Genomic DNA, 18105 nt, shown 5'->3' with positions numbered 1-18105 from the left:
CACGCTCAGATGCGAAGAGCCACAAATGTTATTAAGCTGCAGAAGATGGCCAGCTGGCCCGGGGATGAGTGCCGCGTTTGAATCGTCGATTCCTGCACTCTTGTTATTTTAGCGGTCGATTACTAGTTCGGCGAACTGTTCTATTTGGTTCGCCGCGTATTCCACCCCCAAGAGGTGTCGATCGATGGTTATCGAATGAGGGTTATTCAGAACTTGCTGCGCGGTCGCTGCCAGATCTTCCGGGGCGTCAGAATGTGAAGTGACTACCCCGGGTATATTCCGAAGTCCCTTCACGTCTGGACCGACTACCGGTCTGCCGACAGCCAGGGCCTCGAGCACGACCCTCGGCAGACCCTCCCACGTCGCTGAATGAAGCAGTAGTGTCGCATCAGTTATATACGGCCCCGGCTCAACGTGCCCTGGGAAGCTGATAACATTGGACAAACCTAGCTGAGCTGCCAGCTGTTGCGCCTTATTATGGAGTGCACCTTTGCCGAGCATGACCAAACGAAATCCCGGAACGGCTCGTACGATGAGAGCGGCGGTTTTAATAGCCAGCTCCGGACGCTTCCTTTGGGAGAATTCGCCAATCCAGACTGCGGTTTTTGTACTGGGTATCGGCGAAGGGGTGAACTTCTCAAGCGGCAAACCAACCCCGTATTCGAGCCGAGAAATTGGCCCGCTGTAGCCTCTGCGGGCCGCCCATCCGTAGTCCTCTTGATTCAAGACCAGGAGGCCATCTGTCTTGGGCAAGAGAGCGCTTTCGATAGCGGACCAAATTTTGTAGCTTGGTCCGGATTCACTATCCCAGTGGAATCCGTGCGCGAAATAAATCACCGGAGCGTTTAGATGAGATAGTCGAACAAGTGTCGAACTGGTCGCGGTGTTAGTTACGACAAGGTCTAACCAGTTTTCGTCAGTCCAGCGCCGCAGGTTTCGAGCTGCGATCAGATTCTGGATATGTGGGCGACGGGATAGTCCCACGATTCGCGTGTAGCGGTGATCGTCCATTTCGTCTCCGGCAGCGAATGCGACCTGGTGTCCCAATTCCTCCAGTTCGCGTCCTAGCGTTAGCCAAAAAGCTTCGATGTGTTCGCTTACGCTTGCCACGATTCCGATTCTCACTGAATCTCCAATCTGATCTGGTTATAGGCTCAATGCCGCTGACGACTAGTCACCTGCTGGTCGATCTCGAGACTGTTCACGCGTTAGCTTGTGGCGTCTGCGCTGGCAGTTAATGGAGCATCTTCATTGACACTGTGCTACTCAGCCATGTTGCTCGGCGGGTGAATTTATGTCCGTGCTGGACTGTCGACCCACGTGATCGACCTGATCGCTGTTCTCATATTTGTCTCACCCTATAGTTCACTCCCAGCGTTAATCCGAGACCACCCAGTAGCGTCAATCTTCGGCACCCAGCCGACCTCTGTTAGCCAGCTTGAAGCTTGGTTTTGCCCGAACCAAAGAACCTCTAGGCGTCGAGCTTGGCCCAGCAGGCTTGGCCGTAGGCCTCCGATCCTGAATGCAATCGACACTGCAAATCTCGCGAGAGTGCGAGGGATCGTGACTGGTCGACGGTTCCCGAGTTTCTCCAGTAGGTCGGCGGTGGTCAAGTTTTCCGATGGGTGTGTGACGACGTTTGGCGGTGTTATTCGGACGGTAGCTAAGAATGCGATTGCGTCCGCCACGTTCTCGATAAGCGCATGCGGCGCGTTTTCCGTGCCTGGAGATGCCACGCTTGCTAATGGGCTTCGCGCAAGACGGCTGACTGTAATTGTTACTGGTCTATTCTTGCCGTGAACGCCTGGGGGGCGGTAAATCACGGCTGTGTGGTCGGCGTCCCCTACTGCAAGCTCGCCGGTGATCTTGGAACGTGCGTACAGAGAGAAACCTTCGAATTCATTCGAGGCGTCTAGGGTTGCTCGCCGGCCCTGAACCGCCGCGCTGGATACGTGGACGGTTCGAGCGCCAGCAGATCGGGCGGCTGCGGCTATTATGCCTGGGAGAACCGCGTTTGCCCCCCAAATTGCATAAGAGTCTACCGCGCCTGCGTCAGCGATTCCTGCGGCGTTTATCACGGCAGTGCACCCGTTGAACGCGTCTTTCAATTCCATCGTAATTGAGCGCTCTTCGATGACGGGGGACTTGCCACTCGGAGCGGCCCTTAGTCGGGGGGCCTTTACGTGTCTAACTGTAACTCCCCGTTCACTTAGGGCTTGCGCAACGGCCGAGCCGACGAATCCTGTCGACCCCACAACTGCAATTACGGACGATATTTCATCGAATGTCGGATCCACTTGTTCATTCTCCCTGCTGCTGTGAGTATCGATGGCTCGGGGTGCACCGTCGTGTGAGATGCTATGTGTCGTGTTAGATGCCACGATACGATCAGCAGCGCTGGCGGCGGGAACATCCGCTGTCGTGACGTCGGCCGTCATGCCGACTTTGATTCGAAGGCTACGTAGACTGGAGCGATTCGATCTGCCGGGCGGGAGGTCGTCCCACGCCGTTCCAACTCCTCGTGGAGGAGGCCTAGCGTGTGCGTTTGGGATACTTGCCGGGCAGACCGTCGCCCGGGCAGTTGGAGTTCGAGCGCCTAGCGCGGCGCTGTTTGGCACCTTCGCGCTCACGTCCGTGGGGTATCTCGACGACCGCATCGGGCTACCCCCGTTGCTTCGCCTCGTCGCCCAGTCGTGCGTCGGAGCCTTAGGCGGTAGAGCGCTTGGGCGGGGGCTGGGTTTGACTGCTCTGGGATCGGTCATGGTGCCCGCGGTAGTCAACTCTTTCAATTTTATGGACGGCATCAACGGGATTTCTGGCGGCCAAATAGTGGTGTGGTCGGCGTTCTCGGTGCCGCTCTTAGTTTCGTTCGGCGCGTGGGGTGAAGCTGCGCTATCTGCATCGGCCTTAGGTGCAGGTGCGTCGTTTCTGCCGTGGAACGTCCCATCTGCCGATGTATTCTTGGGAGATGTAGGAAGCTACCTATTTGGTTCAGTTATTGCTTTCGGCTTGCTGGCGGCTGCTGAACGCGGTCCGAATACAGTTTTCGCGACGGCATCACCCTACGTGTTGTACCTAGGCGACACGGGATGGACTCTCATTCGGCGGTGGCGTAGTGGTGAGTCTATTACAGAGCCTCATCGCGATCACACGTATCAAAAACTGGTCGATTTCGACGGAGTCGAGCACTGGCATGTCGCGGCCGGTATCGCGGTAGCTTCGGCGGTCGCCGCCCTCCTCGCTCGAAATAGGAATACAGTGGGTGGTATTCCGTTTTTGGTTTCTGCATACATTCTTTCGCCTTCTATAGCGCGGAGGGCAATCGCCATTTGATGGCCGGTATCCATGCCGTTGGGCGCTAAGCGAGACTGGGTGACTCATTTTGGAGCCTTCATTTATTCCGGCAAAGGCGTCGACGTCGGGCCTGGACGCGGCCGACGTAGGACCCTCGACCAACACCGGGCCCTGGATCTGCCACTGGCCTCCGGCCGACGGCACGAAGATGTTGACGATCATGGCCGAGATGTACGCGAAGAGGGGGAACGTCGCCTCCGTGGAGATCGACGCGAACCACTCGCCGATGAGGACGATCAGCCCGGCGCCGCCCATCATGCCGATGATGCCGGCGTAGAACGGGAACTGGAGCACGATCCCGGATGCCGCGGGTATGCCGTCCGTGATGCACCTGGCGTACTTCGCCGGGCTCCCGTGAAGCGCGATACCGACGATGAGGAAGATGAAGTTGATGATGTTGAGCTCGAGATTGAAGCCCTGGGCCATGAAGTAGGTGACGATGCCGATCAGGCCGAGGAGCACGATGAGGTAGTTGAGGATCCGGCTGTTGTTGATGCGCTCCGAGACGGTGTCGGGCTCGTCGGCGGGCGCCTGGGCCCCGGGATGATCCTCCGGGCCCGAGAACGCGACGACGTCCTCGCTCTCGGGCGCCATCAGGATGAAGGCCACGAGAACGCCGATGAAGCCGGACACCGCCGCGCTGATCATCGTGGGGCTGAAGAGGGTCTCGGTGACCGGGATCAGCCCGATCTCGCTCTCCAGGCTGTGCCCCGGGGTATTGACCAGCAGCGGAGCGGTGAGCGCGAGCGAGACCGGTTGGGTGGCGATGACCGCGGTGTAGGAGGCGGCGACCAGGAGATGTCGTGGTCGGAGCGGCCCACCATCACGGCGACGAACCCCCGATAGTCCAGGTCCGCGCGGAGCCGGAAGTGGGTCTGTGCGGTGGCAAGGACGCTGTCGTCGAAATCGCCGGAGCGCAGGCGGTCGATGAAGTCGTTCTTGATCGCATGGTTACGGGTGTCGAGTTGGAGTTGGTGCTGGCGGTAGACCTCGACGAGAACGGCCGAGTGCACGTCGCTGACCATCCAGATCTGGCGGTAGGCCCGCAGACTTTCCAGTGGGGAGACCCCGTGGGCCTCGAACAGCTCGGTCAGCGCGTCGGCGATGAGCCCGATGCTGTGCTTGTACGACCGGATGAGGTCCTCCACAGGAACACCCTGTTCGAAGCGCTTCCTGGCGATCTGAGCGTAGGCGCGCAGTTTGTGGCTGCGTGGTGTGGGCCCATCCACCACCGCCCGGATGCACATGTCGATGTTCTGGGTGAACGACGAGGAGATGACCTCGTCCGCAACGGCCTCGTAGGTGGGGTAGATCTCCCGGACGTAACCGAGGACCTGTCGGAGGAGGACCGGCTCACGGTCTAGGAGAGCGTTGATCGCAGTGCTTCGCGCGTCGCCGGAACTCATGTGGCGGATTGTGGCACGGCTGCCGAGTGCTTCACTCCACGGCGTTGTGCGGTGGTGGGGGGACACCACGATCGCCGTGAGAACCGCGGGTAGTCGCTCGGGGCAAAGGGCACTTCCAGGCGATTCCGCGCACCCGCCCGCGCAGCCGCTGCGCGGGCCGGACCCCGGTGCGGATCCGGCCCGTGCGGCGCCGCCCGTCCATGCCGGGCCCGCAGCGCCTACTGCAGGTCGCCCGCGATGATCGCGTCCATGTTCCGTTCCGCGAGGGCGGTGATGGTGACGAACGGGTTGACGCCCACGTTGCCCGGGACGAGGGAGCCGTCGACCACGTAGAGGCCGGGGTACTCGTGGAGGCGCCCATGGTTGTCGGTGGCCTTGCCGAGCAGGCAGCCGCCCAGGGGGTGGTAGGTGAAGTCGTCGCCCCAGGTCTTGTACACACCGAACAGGTCGGTGCGGTAGATGGTGCCTTCCTTCTTGTTGATCTTGTCGAAGACCCTCTTGGCCATGGCGATGCCCGGTTGGTTCTGGGACACGCTCCAGGTCAGATCGATCTTGCCTGTGGCGGCGTTGAACTGGAAGCGGGCCCGTTCGGGGTTGTTGGCGATCGCCAGGTACAGGCTGACGTAGGTCTCGAGCCCGGCCGGCAGGGGAGCGATCTCGGCGAAGATCGACGCGGTGGGGTCGGCCCAGTTGTCGATCCCGAGGGTGGGGATGGTCGACTGTTTGGAGCCGGTGGCGTCCCACATGTGGTTCGCGCGGCCGACCATGACGTTGCCGTTGTTGCCCCAGCCCTCGCCCACCTGGGACGAGAGGTTAGGCAGGAGGCCCTGCGCCTTCATCGACACGAGCAGCTTGCTGGTGCCGACCTGAGTTGGACCTCCTAGCGTGAAATCGGGCCGGCGGATCGTGATTGATGCTGGTCAGCGATCTTCAGACGTTGATATCGGGGCACTAACGAGTCCGTCCAGCCCGGCGGCAGTTGCACTTCTACGCTCTCGGAGATGAAGAGTTCACCCGGCGTTCACCCAGGTCAGCCGGATTGCGACGCAGATTTTGCCGGGCCAGCTCAGCTCTGTCGGGGCGTTCCGAGACGACGTCTTTCAAGAGATGCCCTGACCAGCCCCTTTGCTTTTCGGACCTGCGAGGGCCCCGGGCACTAACCCCGCTGATTCACGGGCCGTGGAGTGTTCCCGCTAAAGTGGCCACTGCAATTAAGCGGCGAGTTCGTATATGTCTCTGAATCCTAGTTCATACTCGGCTGGTGTCAAATATCCCAGTGTGGAATGTCGTCGTGCCCTGTTGTAGTACTCCTCGATCCAGGTGAATGTGCTCTTTGTGAGTGCTTTCAGGGTGGGCCATGGGCGCGTGTGAATGAGTTCCTTTTTGTAGCTCGCGAAGAATGATTCTGCGACCGCATTGTCGAAACAAATTCCAGTGCGCCCCAACGATCGTCGGATATTGTTTTTCGTGCAGTACTTGTCGAAGTCAGCGGACGTGTATTGAGTTCCGCGATCGCTGTGAAATATTACTTTTCCGGGTGGTCGACGACGAGCGATGGCCATGTCCAGTGCGTCGGTGACCAGCTCGGTGCGCATATGGTCGGCCACGGCCCATCCGACGACCATCCGAGAGTGCAGATCGATGACGGTGGCCAAGTACGCCCAGCCATTCCAGGTCCGCACGTAAGTAATATCGCCGCACCACTTGGTGTTCGCCTCGGCCGCCGTGAAGTCACGGCCGACGAGGTCAGGTGCAGGAACGGGGCGCTCTCCGGCGACGGTGGTGCGCTTCCACGCCTTCGGGTGGCGGCCTTCCAGGCCTGCGGTTTTCATGAGCCGCCACACCCGCTTGTGCGAGACCCGATGGCCGCCGGCGGCGAGCTCTGCGCGCATACGACGAACGCCAGGGCGGCCGTTGAGACGCTCGTAGAGGCACTCGATCAGCGTGGTCAGTTCGTCGTCCCGCAGGTCTCGAGCTGAGCGGGATTTGCCACGCCATTTGTAATAGCCAGAAGTCGATACGTCGAGTTGAGCACACATGAACGTGACCGGATAGGAATCGGATTCAGCCCAGTCCGCGATAGCCGCGAATTTCACCGCGGGTCTTTCGCGAACCAGGTCGCTACTTTTTTTGCGAACTCCGCCTCCATCCGGGCGTGTTTCACTTCTTCGCGGAGACGCTCGAGTTCCGCCCGCTCGTCCTCATTCAACGGGCGGTCAGACTCGCCGTTTCCCTCGTCTCGGGACTTCTTCACCCATTTCCCCAACGTCATCTCGTGAACGCCGATACTGCGTGCAACCTCGGCGATCGCACGACCATCATCGATAACCAAACTTACCGCGTTGGCCTTGTACTCGGGAGTGAAGCTCCGACGAGTCGATCCCATAATCTGCTCCCTCTATCTCGGGGGAACTCTCCGCTCATCTCCGCGTGTCCACCAGAACGGGAACGGTCCACCGGTGTAACTACTGATGTCGGGTGACGGCGGGCTTGTTTTCGCGTGTGGGCGTGCGGGGGTGCCGGCTGGCGCTGCCGGTGGGCGGGTCTCCGGGTGGTGCTGTCGTGGGCGGGCAGGTGAGGTCAGGCTGGTTTGGGGATGGCGGCGATTGTGTTGAACACGGCGACGATGGCGGTGGCCCAGGGCCACGTTTCGGGGATCTTCACTTTTCGCCGTCGTCCGCTACGAGTCAGCCGGGCTGCCACGTGCAGGAAGCGGTAGCGCAGCGCTTTGGGCTCGCACAAGGCCAGAACTGCGGCCGCGCCGATGCAGGCCAGCATCCGCGTCCAGGCCACGAGATCCGCGGCGATCATCACCGCCACCAGCCAGGCCTGATTGAGCGCGAATTCCCGTGAGGGCAGACGGCCGAGCCCGGTGTCTTTCGCGTGGCGGATCCGGTCCTCAACCCGGGCGTGAGCCCGATGCCTGGCCTCGAGGAACTGCAGCTGACCAGTGATGGTGTTGGTCACGAACGCCTGGTAGCGCCACCCGTCGATCTCCTCGAACATCGACAACTGGGCGCCGGGGTGGGGCCGTTCGCGGCGCACGATCACCCGCATCCCGTCCGGCCACTTCGCGAGCATCCTGGAGGCGAGCAACCCGGTCAGCTCAGCAACTTCAGCCCCGTCGCGGATGTCGCCGGAGGGATTCAACGCTGGCCCCCACGCAGCCTCGGGAGCGATCGCAATGGCCCGGCGCAACGGGGCGGTGACCGAGAACCCGACCGAGTACTCCACCCGTCGACCGCGGATGCCGTTCTGTTCGGTGATCCAATCCAGAAGGTCATGGGAGGCACCGGCGCCGTCGGAGCGGATCAGCAGGTCGCGCCGGTGAGCGGCGGGGATCTGGGCGGTTGCTTGGCCCAGGACGTCGATGTGGTCGGCGGCGGTGTTTGACCCGGCGTTGCCCGGGCGCAGGCTCGCGGCGAGGAACTCTTCTGTGTTGTCGCACCACACGCCGATCGGGTGGTACCCGAACGTGCGCTTGTACGTCGGCGCGGCGTTCTCCTTCTCGCTGTGGGTGACCACGATGGTGGCGTCCACATCGAGCACGATCGTCGATCCGAGGTCCCGACCTGCACATTTGGATGCGGGAACCCCGCCGGGCAGGTGGGACCACACGTGACGCCGGGTACGGGCCCGCGCGACTTGGATCTTCTTACGCTTGCCGGCAGTGATCTCGTCCAGGGTCCGCCACACCGTCGGTGCTGAGGCCACCGGGCCCAGGGCGCCGGACTGGTGGCGCAGGACGCCGATGTCGGAGATGGACTCGCCGCCATCGGCGAGCATCACCGCGACATCGGTCAACACCCGGCCGCGGTCATGGATCGGGATGAACCGGCGGCGAGCCATGGCCCCTGACAGCTCGGTGGTCAGACCGACCTGATCAGCCAGAAGGCGTGGAGCGATGGCGCCGGCGTGAGAGATCACCCCGACACCATCGGCAGTAACGGACAGACCAGCCGACCACGAAGTACGCTTCACCTACCGAGTGCTTTCTGCTTGAGGACCTGGAGCTCTAGACAAGTCCCAGTTTCCCCTGTTCAGGAAGCACTTCGGTCTATTTTCGCCCAGCGATCCGCAGATTCCCATGAATCACCCGGGTTAATTCAGCGAAGGACCAGGGCGTTCCGGCGCGTCGTGGCCTAACACGTCCTCGTCGCAGGCCGAAATGATGCTCGGGCGGCTCTCGATGAATGGCCGATCAGTGACCCGCCCGGCGCGTTCTCGACGCTGTGAACAGCGATGATCACCCTCGAGGGCCCCGAATCGCCGTCAACTTGTGGAACTCAGGTCCGAGTCCGAGCCTCCATTCCTCACCTGCGTGGAGAGCGCCTTGTGCAGCCAGCAGGCGGTGGGCCAGTGCTCGCCTTGTCGATGTCTAACCGCGCATGCCCCGGCAGTTGCTGAGCTCCCGGGGAGCACTTCAGAAGTCCTGCTGGGCCTCTGACTCGTCGTGGCCGCGGCGCCTGAGGTGGAGTCGTCGACTCAGTCGTGACCGGCCGGATGAGCATCTGCAGGCTGCCGAGGACGAACAGCACGGTAGCGGCGGTAACGGTAGCCTCGGAGAAGAACAAGGCATTGACCACGGCGAACCAGAGTCCGATGAGCACGTCGTTGGCGATGCTCAGCGACTCGTAGCGGTTCCGGAGTGAGCGGGACCGGAGCTTTCTTCGCTGCTGCCGGGGCCTCGCTGCAGGTGGAAACGGGTCAGATCAAGGCGTAGCGTCGAAGCCATTACCAATTCTGGGCCGAATCCGAACCGCGACTTTGGAGACGAGACACCGGGCGAACAAGAGACACGGGGCGCCCCGGTCCGCGAGCGTCGCACCACCGGAGACAATTCGCTGAGCCGGGGCCCAGACGACTGGGTGACCGGTGACGAACACATGACGCAGTCGCAGAAGAGCTACCTCGACACGCTCGCGCGTGAGGCTGACGAGGAATTCCCGGCAACGCTGACCCGGGCCGAGGCGTCCGAGCACATCGACCGCCTGCAGAATGGCAATCCGCAGATCGACTGACGAGCCGGCGCGGGGGCGGGCTAAGACGGCGTGGGGTGGAACCACCAGATAGTCGCGTCGTCGGTCAGTTCGCGCGTGGAGCCTTCGCCCGTGGAGCCATCGCCCTACCGCGGGACGTCTACCCAGATGCGCAGTGGTGGCCCTCCGGCAACTGGGACGTCGATGAACTCGAGCGGGCGCTGCGGCGAGCCGAAATTCCACCTGTTGATGGTTGAGCACGAGATGACCGGCACGAAGCCCGTCGCGCACATCACCTCGCCGCGAGGCTCGATGGGGTGGGCCGCGGGCCTACGGAATACTGAAGTGTTTCAAGAAACGACCTTGGCCGGTTCGTCAAATGCGGACCACTAGTTCGCTCGCGGATGCAAGGATATGATCGGACTCGCTAAGCCAAGGGGGCGCGATGTATGTCGATCTGAGCCAAGTGGTTTACGGAGTTGGCCGGGTGGGGCCTGAGGGTGTTCAGCTTCTAGGAACTTGTTTCGCTGTTGCTCCTACGAAGGTCGCAACTGCCTACCACGTGGTGGGTGCGGACGACAGAGATTTAGTAATGTTAGCTCCGAAGGTGAACAGTCTCTATGAGTATCAGGACACGTCCGATACAAGTCTGGTGCCAATTCCACTGAAATTGTCCGCGCCAGATCCAATTCGGGACCTAGCTGTTCTAGAGGCAGCCGGTGTCCAGATGTCATTCAATTATTCGATCTCTGGGACAGACGCCGTACCGCCGCCTTCGAGCATCGTGACGCTAGGGTTTCCGCACGCAAACGTCGGAAGGTTCGTGCTCACTCAGCAACACGCGCATGTTGGGGCGCGGGTGCTAATCGATAACTCCGGAGTGAAGAGTAAGCACATCGTTTTGAATACGCAGGCGAGAGAAGGCCAATCCGGCGGGCCAGTGTTCGACACTGGGATGTCGAGTCTTGTCGCTGTTCTTGTGGGGAGTTTTGCCCCCGGGGGAGGGGGAGGGATCAGCCTCGGTGGTGTTGATCCCTGGACTCTTCACCAGACTACCCATGCTGTTTCAGCTGAGTATCTTCAGGGGATGCTGTGATAGGTGGAGCTTACGAAGGTATTTTTGCTAGCGGCGGGCCGGACTGGGTGGACGCTTTGCCGGGCTACCAGCGCGACCACTTGCAGGTGTTGTTGGAGTCGCGAGACCATGTTGAAGTAGCAAAGACTTGGCTCTACAACTCAGGTCCTGCGAACACAGCACCTTATGGCGGCGCAAAAGTCGCCGCGAGTCGCTTTTACGAGAACTTTCTGATGGAATTTCAGAAGCTTCTTTGTGTGGACGATCAGTACGTTGCTGAGCAGGAGCAGATAAGGCAAGTTTCGGAATCGGGAAAGCTCATGGTGATGGGGGCTATTTCCGCAATAGTTGCCCCTCATGTTGGCGTGGCTGCAACGGTTTTGATACCGGTTATTGCCGTAACTCTTTCGATGCTAAGTAACGCGGGCCGCGCAACCCTTTGTCAGAGCCTTAGCGAGTTGATAGAGCAGGTGCGGCTAGACGCAGGTGACTCATTTCCGCCCACAGATCGGGCTGATTGAGCGCCCATTGAATGCGCCTGCGCGGCGTCGCCGCTCCTAGTGGTCCGCATTTGAATTGTTCTTTCGGTTGGCTTTCGCGAGGACTTCCTCGGCGGTTTTCGTCCAGACGAAGGGGTGGGAGCAGTGGTTCCACCCGTCGATGAAGGCGCGGATCTTGGCGTTCAGGTCCTTGACGGAGGTGAAGACTCCGCGGCGGATGGCCTGGCGCTCGACGATGCCGAACCAGACCTCCACCAGGTTCATCCACGAGGCGTGGGTCGGCGTGAAGTGAACCGTGAACCGCGGATTGGCGGCCAGCCAGGCTTGGACGTTGGCGTGCTTGTGGGCGGCGTAGTTGTCCATCACCAGGTGCAGCTCGACCGGCTGGCCGTCCGCATCGACCACGTTCCGGTATGCCCGCTCGATTCGCTTCAGGAACGCCAGGAACTCCTGGTTGCGGTGCCGGGGCTTGAGGGCGGCGGTGACCTGCCCGGTGGCGATGTCCAGCGCCGCGAACAGTGTCGATGTGCCGTGGCGGACGTAGTGCTGGCGGATCCGTGAGGACGATGACTACTCGGACTGGGTCGACGTCCTCCCACCGGAGGGTGAACCGGGGGCGCTCGCGCTCGCGTGCCAGACCGTCCCCGACTTCCGCGCCCCGACCTGGCCCGACGGCCCGGTGCCGACGCAGATGCACCTCGACTTCTACGTGGACTCGATCGCCGACTCCGAGCCGGCCGTCCTCGCCGCCGGCGCCACCCGGCACGACCACCAGCCCAGCCCCGACGGGCGCTTCGTGGTGAACCTCGACCCGGTGGGGCATCCGTTCTGTTTCTGCGAGGAGTGATCGAGGGCCGTTGAGGGCAGGCCCGGTGCTCGGGCTCGCAGTCTGGTGCGACACGTCTGAGCATTCGAAGTGGAGCGGCGTTGACATTGAACCGGGAAACTCGCTTATTTGCCGTTTGCTCAGTGCATGATCGGTGGGATACGACGCCCACTCGGGCACTGACGAAGGGCCTGCAATTGAGTGCACCTACCCGCCGACATCTCTCGCACTCCTCGAAGTGGAGGGTGGTCGGCGCCGAGTTATCGACGCTCGTACTGGTGGCCGGGTGCGGGGGCGAACCGGCGACTGGCGAGCCGACCAGCACGGATACGACGACTTCGAAGTCATCGACGCGGACCACCACAAGCAAGTCCACCACCACGACCGTCGAAAGGACGCCTGAGAACGAGACCGCGGCGACGGGGGCGCCGGTCGCGGCCACTCCCGCAGCCACCGGGCCGACGCTCGTCGAGTGCGTCTACGGCGGGGGAGCGTGGACGGAGAGTGGCTGGCTGAGCGACGGATCGCACGGGTACCACCCGCAGTGCGCAGCTCTGCGCAGTGATCAGATGGCCAGGAACCCGTACCGATGCCCGCAGACAGATCATTACGTGGCGGGCCTGTCCGAATGTGCCAATCCGAACGGCATCCCCGTCCCGCCCGAGGAACAGAACTCTCCGGCGGTGGAAAAGCCCGAAGAGACAGTAGAACCCGTCGAGCCTCCTGCCGAGCCGCCTGTCGAACCAGGGGCTGGCGAAGCCACTGAAGCCGACCCGTGCGAAACCGGTAATACTGCCGACGCATGCCAGGAGTAGCCGTCCTCGTCCTTGGGGAACTTGGGCGGCGGGCTTGGCGGGAGGGGGACGAAGTTGTCGTCGTCATCGTTCCTCTCGTGTTTCCTCCTGTGTCTTGGGCCCCGGGAGCCCGCAGTAATCGTGAGTAGGGGCGGTCCCCACGACGGACATTGTCTTTCTCCCGGCCTCCACGGTGACGCGCAGACGTGGGCGCCGGTGATGCGTGCACTGCCGGACGGCGTCCACGCCACGCCGCTGGACCTTCCGGCCGTGGCCGACCTCGATGCGCTCGTCGACGAGGTGGCGGGCCGGGTTGCGCCCGGCAGCGTCGTCGTGGGGCATTCGCTCGGCGGCGTGGTGGCGATGCATCTGGCCGAGCGGCACCCATCGTTGCTGGCGGACTCGTCCTGGTCACCGCCCCGGTAGGCGCGGAGGACCCGGAGTCGGCGAAGGCGCGGGCCGACCGCGCCGCGGGACTGAGCCCGAAGGCGTACGAGGAGATCGCGCTCGACGGAATGGAGGCGGTGTACTACGGCGACCGCGGCCACGATCCCGAGGTCCGGGCCGAGCGGCTGCGCGCGGCACAGGCGTACGGGCTCGAGCGGTTCGCCGCCCATTCGGTGGCGATCGGCGCGCGGCCCGATCGCAGCGAGTCCCCCGCGCGGGCCGGTGTCCCGGTGCTGATCGTGGGCGCGTCGAACGACCAGGTGGTGCCCACCGAGGAGCAGCGGCGGTGGGCTGAGGCGAATAGGGCTGGTGCTGGGGCGGACGACGCCGGCGCCGGTGCTGGTGCGAACGGTGACGCGGGTGGGCCCGTGACCTACGTCGAGATCCCGGAGACCGGACACATGCTGCCGGTGGAGGCCCCGGACGAGTTGGCCGGCGCGATCGTCGACTGGCTTCGCGGACTCTCGGGCTGACCCGGCCGATTCCGCGCCACCCGGCGGCCGCGGGTCGGGCGGGTGGAGGTGCGCCTCGTCGTCGTCATCGTCGTCGTCGCGATCTTCCACCCGCACCACGTCGCCCAGTGGCATGCCCGCCTGGCAGTCTCCGGTGACTGGACGCGCGGCGCCGCCACTGGCCGCTCGCGCGCGTACCGTCGATTCATGACCGAGCAGCAGCCCTACGAGGTGCTCGAGCATCACCCGGAGTTCGAGCTGCGGCGGTGCCCCTCCCATGTCGTGGCGGAGGTGTCCGTCGGCGGGTCGTTCAGCAGTGCCGGCAACCAGGCATTCAGCGCGCTGTTCCGGTGCATCACCGGTCACGATGAGTCCGCCGGGTCCATCGCCATGACGGCACCGGTCGTCCAGGAGGCCTCCGGCTCCGAGAAGGTCGCCATGACCGCGCCCGTGGTCCAGACCGAGGCCGACGGCGGGAGCACGTGGTCGCCTTTGTCCTGCCCGCCTCGCTCACCGCCGCGACCGCGCCGGTGCCCACCGATCCTCGGGTGCGGGTCAAGCAGGTGCCCGACCGTGTCGCCGCAGCAGTGCGCTACTCGGGACGGTGGAGCGAGTCGGCCTATCGACGTCACCTGGCCGACCTCGAGGCCGCGATCGCCCGGGCCGGGCTGGTCGCCACCGGGCCGCCCAGGTACGCCCGATTCGACCCGCCCTTCACGCCGTGGTTCCTGCGGCGCAACGAGGTGGTGCAGGACGTGGTGTGGCACGAAGGCGGCTGACTCGCGTCGCGCTGGCGGTGTTCGGCAAATTGTCCGCTTCCGTTGGCTGCGGAACGGCGCTATTATCCGAACATGATAAACGGCAAGACGATAGATTCGAGACCCCCTTCGGAGGCGGAACTCGTCGATGCCGCGTCCCAGGCACTTCGCGAGAGACTCCCGCCGGAGTGGAAGATCGATACCAGGCAGGGCGCTACATCGTCGACATCTGGCGGCGCAGATTCTCTGATTGTCGCCAAGGCTCCCGATGGGAGTGCCGCAACATTCTGTGTCACCGTCAAGAGCGCCGTCGTAGCTCGCGACATACCTGCGCTTCGGAAGAGGTGCGGCGACACTATGGCCCAGGTGCCGGACAGTGGGTGCCTGGTCTTGACTCGCTATCTCGCGCCCGCCGACCGTGCGCGGCTCGACGCGGCTGGCATTTCATATATCGATGCGACCGGCAATATGAGGGTTTCATCCCCCGTTCCCGCACTCTTCGTCTCGGATCGTGGTGCCGAAAGAGATCCCTGGCGGGGGCCAGGGCGCCCGAGGGGCACCCTCAAGGGAGAACCCGCGGCGAAGGTAGTTAGAGCGCTACTCGATCTTCCCGGGCCATGGCGTGTGCGGGAACTCGCCGACGTCGCCAAGGCCTCGGTGGGGTCGGTATACCGTGTGATGCAGTTTCTCGAAGATCAGGGACTTGCGCAGCGGCTGCCTGACCGGCGATTCCTGGTGTCCGATTGGGCAGCTCTTCTGCGCAGATGGAGCGACGACTATCAGTTACTCCGGTCCAATGCCGTGTCCCATTGGATCGCTCCCCGGGGCCTGTCGGACCTTCTCGATACGGTGCGCGAGGAAGAGGACGTCGACTACGCGCTGACCGGGTCCGTCGCAGCAGCAGCGTGGGCTGCCTACGCGCCAGCCAGGTCGGCGATGGTGTACGTCCGAAACGTCGAACGTGCAGCGGCGAACTGGGGCTTGCGCGCGACCGAAGCGGGAGCGAACGTGCTGCTGATCGAACCCACTTACCCCGTCGTCATGGAACGCGCCATGACCGCGTTGAAAGGGCTCACGGTCGCCCGCCCGGCCCAGGTGGCTGTGGACCTCATGACCGGGCCGGGCCGGGCACCCGCAGAGGCGAACGAGTTGATCAAATGGATGGGGGCACATGAACAGTCCTGGAGGGGGTAGTGGCGATCTGCTCGTCAGTGCCCGGTCTGCGCTTCTGGACGCGGCCGAGGCGTTGTCCGAGCAGGCCGCAGTCGACGGGCTGATTGCGAGACCGGCATGGAGGGCCGCCCGTCATGACCTCGACACGCTTTAAGGCTGTCAAGTTGCTTGACACGGTGGTACATTTTCAGTGCGACCCCAATCGACGAAAGAGCCCCTGGGCTTCGGGAATGATCCCTAGTTGGTTGGGGTTTCGTGCGTCAGTAGTAGTGCTCGGTGCCGTACCCGAAGTAGTCACTCTCGATCCTGATCTTGCTCCGGATCAGTCTGTGAGCCCGGTCGTCGCCGGTCTCCCACTTCCGTGTGACCGCCCAGGTGCAGTAGTCCGCAGCCTGGAGACCGAAGTCGGACTCATCCCGCCAGAATGCCAATACTCGCTTGGCGCGGAAGGGCAGACACTGGGCCATGACATCGTCCACGGCGCCCCTGAACGCAGCCCGGGTCTTCCTGGTTCCCATCTGAGCGGCGACGACCTGGATGGAATCGCCCTGGTGGAACAACTGAGGGGCGGCCCGACTGAGATGAAAAAACCAGGCGCACTGGTAGAACTTCGGTTCGGTTGGGCGGATCGAGGGCTGGGCCTTGGACTTCTCCAACAGAGTGATGTCGAACCGGAACTCAAGTTCCACCAAGGCGTCGAACACCGCGTCTCGCACGACCTGGGCGTCCGGAGAGGCGTGGAAACACGAATCCAAACCCTGGGCCTTCCAGGCCAGTTCGTCCCGGAGCCGCATGAGGCGCGTCCGGAGCGCCCACACCTGTTCTTCGTCGGCGCACAGCGTGCCAACCGCGAAGTACCTGGATGCCTTCCCATTGCGGAGGAACTGGAGGTCGCCACTCTCATCTGCGAACAGATACTTGATCGCCACGAAGGGGCCTTTCTCTCGACTGCCACCTATGGAAGCACATCGAGAGGACACTCCTCGGGCGGGAAACTCACTAAGCGCCATTACCCGCAGATGACATAAAGGCAGGTCAGCGCGAATATTCAGCTGTTAATCCACAGGCACTCCCCAGCAAGTCACAGCCTTGTAGGCCACTGTGACGAGTTGAGGGCGCGGTGGGTGAATAGCGTGGACCAGCTCTACGTCGCGCCGCACGAGTTGGTCTATGCCGGTCGGTTCGAATGGCGGGAAGTGGCGGTCCGCTCTCGGCGGTCGTGGGCCTTGTCGTCGTCGCCCTCAAGACCGCAGTCCACGTCGGACAGTGAGCGTTAAGACGGAGCGGGTCCGGTGAGCCACCAGGCGATCACGTTACTTGTCAGCTCGGGGATCGGGCCCTCGCCGGTGGAGCCGTCGCCCCACCGCGGAAGGTCCACCCAGATGCGCAATGGTGGACTGCCGATCATCGGGAGGTCGACATGGGCGAGTGGGCGCATCGTCGAGGCGAGCACGTCCCTTTCGGAGGTCCCGCAGTTGAGCGCCGGGACGACACCCGGCAGGCAGATCACCTCGGCTCTCCGCCACACCGGCGCCGTGGGCCTGCACAAGGGACCCCGCCACTCCGCGCAACTACCGCACGTCGCTCGACCCGCGTGCTGACCGTCCTGGCCTCCGCCCGATCGCCCCGCGTTGGGGGCGAGCGCCCCGGATCGAGCGGGATCGTCCACTCGGCGGGATCCGCCCGGTGGTTGGGGGCTCGGTGCGCGGAGCGCGGGAGCGGCGGCCGTCGTCATCGCTTTCGCGCTGGCACGTGAGCGATGTCGACGGACACCGGCCGCCACGAGATCCCGGGGATCGAACGCAGGGGAGCGAACGAGTCGGCAGCGCGCAGCCAGGCGACCGCCAGACTGCTCGCGATAAGGTCGGCGTCGGCGGGGTGGGCTCGCGTGGCGACGCGACGCAGGAGCTGGACGTCGGTGAGCTTGACCGTGACCGTCCACGTGATCGTCCCCCGGTCGTAGATCTCGGTGGTCACAGCGCTCTCAACATCGAGAACCCGGAACGCGCCCTCTTCGAGGAGTTCCTCCACACCGCCCGTAGGCCAGATCAGCCAGTTCAGTTGAGGCAGCGGCGGCAGGGTGGGATCGGGCCCCGCCTCCTCACTCGCCGGGTCCTCGATCACCGCACCGGAGAACGCATCGACCACCACCGTGTCCTCACGGTACTGGGCCAGTGCCGCCGTCACCGCCGCCGCATCGACGATGGCGACCTCCGCGGACACAGTGCAGGACCATGTCTCGCGGTTCCTGCCGGGACGGGGCCGCGCAGGCGAGGGCTGCGGGGTGGGCTCAGGCGCGGACTCGGGTAGGTCGAACAGCCCGGGCTCGTCGGTGTCCATG

The 18105-nt window shown here is 63.3% G+C and carries 19 protein-coding genes and 4 pseudogenes; 10 read left to right on the top strand and 13 right to left on the bottom strand.

The window, feature by feature from the left end; all coding sequences use genetic code 11:
* Positions 1-108: 108 nt before the first annotated feature.
* Both H483_RS38900 and H483_RS40625 read right to left on the bottom strand, forming a co-directional pair.
* Positions 109-1110 carry a glycosyltransferase gene (locus H483_RS38900; RefSeq protein WP_152428044.1) on the bottom strand — a complete coding sequence of 334 codons (1002 nt, stop codon included), beginning with the start codon at positions 1108-1110 and terminating at the stop codon, positions 109-111.
* Positions 1111-1358: 248 nt separating this feature from the next.
* A complete protein-coding gene (locus tag H483_RS40625) occupies positions 1359-2438 on the bottom strand; it encodes an NAD(P)-dependent oxidoreductase (RefSeq protein ID WP_193746903.1) in 1080 nt (359 codons plus the stop codon).
* On the opposite strand from H483_RS40625, the pseudogene H483_RS40620 reads away from it, so the two are divergent.
* A pseudogene (locus H483_RS40620) lies at positions 2329-3000 on the top strand (hypothetical protein); the annotation flags it as partial. The gene H483_RS40625 and the pseudogene H483_RS40620 sit on opposite strands and share 110 nt — an antisense overlap.
* Before the next feature lie 75 nt (positions 3001-3075).
* Here the strand turns inward: H483_RS40620 and H483_RS0120080 are convergent.
* The 7 genes and pseudogenes from H483_RS0120080 to H483_RS40215 form a co-directional block, all read right to left on the bottom strand.
* A complete protein-coding gene (locus H483_RS0120080) occupies positions 3076-4122 on the bottom strand; it encodes a TIGR00366 family protein (RefSeq protein WP_238556377.1) in 1047 nt (348 codons plus the stop codon).
* Positions 4035-4760: a hypothetical protein gene (locus H483_RS39295; protein ID WP_020380581.1), complete on the bottom strand. Its 726-nt coding sequence runs from the start codon at positions 4758-4760 to the stop codon at positions 4035-4037. Before H483_RS39295 ends, H483_RS0120080 begins: the two co-directional genes overlap by 88 nt.
* Before the next feature lie 218 nt (positions 4761-4978).
* A pseudogene (locus H483_RS35220) lies at positions 4979-5626 on the bottom strand (GMC oxidoreductase); the annotation flags it as partial.
* Positions 5627-5971: 345 nt separating this feature from the next.
* Positions 5972-6856: an IS3 family transposase gene (locus tag H483_RS38885; protein WP_202959127.1), complete on the bottom strand. Its 885-nt coding sequence runs from the start codon at positions 6854-6856 to the stop codon at positions 5972-5974.
* A complete protein-coding gene (locus H483_RS39920) occupies positions 6853-7146 on the bottom strand; it encodes a transposase (RefSeq protein ID WP_095719256.1) in 294 nt (97 codons plus the stop codon). Before H483_RS39920 ends, H483_RS38885 begins: the two co-directional genes overlap by 4 nt.
* Positions 7147-7340: 194 nt before the next feature.
* Complete coding sequence (locus H483_RS35215; protein WP_042330094.1) at positions 7341-8741, bottom strand: IS1380 family transposase; 1401 nt, start codon at positions 8739-8741, stop codon at positions 7341-7343.
* A 332-nt stretch (positions 8742-9073) separates the two neighbouring features.
* Positions 9074-9346: a YrhK family protein gene (locus H483_RS40215; protein WP_238556374.1), complete on the bottom strand. Its 273-nt coding sequence runs from the start codon at positions 9344-9346 to the stop codon at positions 9074-9076.
* 147 nt (positions 9347-9493) lie between these two features.
* Here H483_RS40215 and H483_RS40485 point away from each other — a divergent pair, with 147 nt between their 5' ends.
* From H483_RS40485 to H483_RS39290, 3 genes are all read left to right on the top strand, one after another.
* Positions 9494-9781, top strand: a complete 288-nt coding sequence (locus H483_RS40485) for a DUF3072 domain-containing protein (RefSeq protein ID WP_031265158.1) — start codon at positions 9494-9496, stop codon at positions 9779-9781.
* 403 nt (positions 9782-10184) lie between these two features.
* Complete coding sequence (locus H483_RS38875) at positions 10185-10835, top strand: serine protease (RefSeq protein WP_081615234.1); 651 nt, start codon at positions 10185-10187, stop codon at positions 10833-10835.
* Positions 10832-11335, top strand: coding sequence for a hypothetical protein (locus H483_RS39290; RefSeq protein WP_152428043.1), 504 nt, complete (start codon positions 10832-10834; stop codon positions 11333-11335). Before H483_RS38875 ends, H483_RS39290 begins: the two co-directional genes overlap by 4 nt.
* 36 nt (positions 11336-11371) lie before the next feature.
* Here the strand turns inward: H483_RS39290 and H483_RS0120050 are convergent.
* A pseudogene (locus tag H483_RS0120050) lies at positions 11372-11857 on the bottom strand (IS630 family transposase); the annotation flags it as partial.
* A gap of 10 nt (positions 11858-11867) precedes the next feature.
* Between H483_RS0120050 and H483_RS0120045 the strand changes: the two are divergent.
* The 6 genes and pseudogenes from H483_RS0120045 to H483_RS40200 all read left to right on the top strand — a co-directional run bounded on the left by H483_RS0120045 (position 11868) and on the right by H483_RS40200 (position 15785).
* On the top strand, positions 11868-12161 hold the full coding sequence (locus H483_RS0120045; RefSeq protein WP_193746904.1) for a VOC family protein: 294 nt from the start codon (positions 11868-11870) through the stop codon (positions 12159-12161).
* A gap of 914 nt (positions 12162-13075) precedes the next feature.
* Positions 13076-13360 carry an alpha/beta fold hydrolase gene (locus H483_RS40210; protein ID WP_238556366.1) on the top strand — a complete coding sequence of 95 codons (285 nt, stop codon included), beginning with the start codon at positions 13076-13078 and terminating at the stop codon, positions 13358-13360.
* 98 nt (positions 13361-13458) lie between these two features.
* A complete protein-coding gene (locus H483_RS40205; protein WP_238556365.1) occupies positions 13459-13854 on the top strand; it encodes an alpha/beta fold hydrolase in 396 nt (131 codons plus the stop codon).
* 186 nt (positions 13855-14040) lie between these two features.
* Positions 14041-14211 (top strand): annotated as a pseudogene (locus H483_RS40615) (heme-binding protein); the annotation flags it as partial.
* Between the two features lie 104 nt (positions 14212-14315).
* Entirely contained in the window at positions 14316-14612 is a 297-nt protein-coding gene (locus H483_RS39910; RefSeq protein WP_017838081.1) for a heme-binding protein, read from the top strand.
* Between the two features lie 72 nt (positions 14613-14684).
* Positions 14685-15785, top strand: coding sequence for a type IV toxin-antitoxin system AbiEi family antitoxin (locus H483_RS40200; RefSeq protein ID WP_238556364.1), 1101 nt, complete (start codon positions 14685-14687; stop codon positions 15783-15785).
* A 239-nt stretch (positions 15786-16024) separates the two neighbouring features.
* Here the strand turns inward: H483_RS40200 and H483_RS35195 are convergent, their stop codons facing one another.
* From H483_RS35195 to H483_RS35185, 3 genes are all read right to left on the bottom strand, one after another.
* Positions 16025-16693 carry a DUF3800 domain-containing protein gene (locus H483_RS35195; protein ID WP_017838079.1) on the bottom strand — a complete coding sequence of 223 codons (669 nt, stop codon included), beginning with the start codon at positions 16691-16693 and terminating at the stop codon, positions 16025-16027.
* 344 nt (positions 16694-17037) lie between these two features.
* On the bottom strand, positions 17038-17274 hold the full coding sequence (locus H483_RS35190) for a hypothetical protein (protein ID WP_017838078.1): 237 nt from the start codon (positions 17272-17274) through the stop codon (positions 17038-17040).
* 221 nt (positions 17275-17495) lie between these two features.
* Positions 17496-18104: a hypothetical protein gene (locus H483_RS35185; RefSeq protein ID WP_017838077.1), complete on the bottom strand. Its 609-nt coding sequence runs from the start codon at positions 18102-18104 to the stop codon at positions 17496-17498.
* Position 18105 lies beyond the last annotated feature (1 nt).

Source organism: Dietzia sp. UCD-THP (assembly GCF_000349585.1).
Classification (GTDB): Bacteria; Actinomycetota; Actinomycetes; order Mycobacteriales; family Mycobacteriaceae; genus Dietzia; species Dietzia natronolimnaea_A.
The sequence above is the reverse complement of the archived record's forward strand: the minus strand, read 5'-3'. Positions and strand labels throughout refer to the sequence as shown.

What these genes read in the sequence shown, in the direction of transcription:
- H483_RS38875 (WP_081615234.1), top strand. Translation starts at nt 10,185, where the DNA reads ATGTATGTCGATCTGAGCCAAGTGGTTTACGGAGTTGGCCGGGTGGGG.
- H483_RS35185 (WP_017838077.1), bottom strand. Translation starts at nt 18,104, where the DNA reads ATGGACACCGACGAGCCCGGGCTGTTCGACCTACCCGAGTCCGCGCCT.
- H483_RS40200 (WP_238556364.1), top strand. Translation starts at nt 14,685, where the DNA reads ATGATAAACGGCAAGACGATAGATTCGAGACCCCCTTCGGAGGCGGAA.
- H483_RS39920 (WP_095719256.1), bottom strand. Translation starts at nt 7,146, where the DNA reads ATGGGATCGACTCGTCGGAGCTTCACTCCCGAGTACAAGGCCAACGCG.
- H483_RS39295 (WP_020380581.1), bottom strand. Translation starts at nt 4,760, where the DNA reads ATGAGTTCCGGCGACGCGCGAAGCACTGCGATCAACGCTCTCCTAGAC.
- H483_RS40625 (WP_193746903.1), bottom strand. Translation starts at nt 2,438, where the DNA reads ATGACGGCCGACGTCACGACAGCGGATGTTCCCGCCGCCAGCGCTGCT.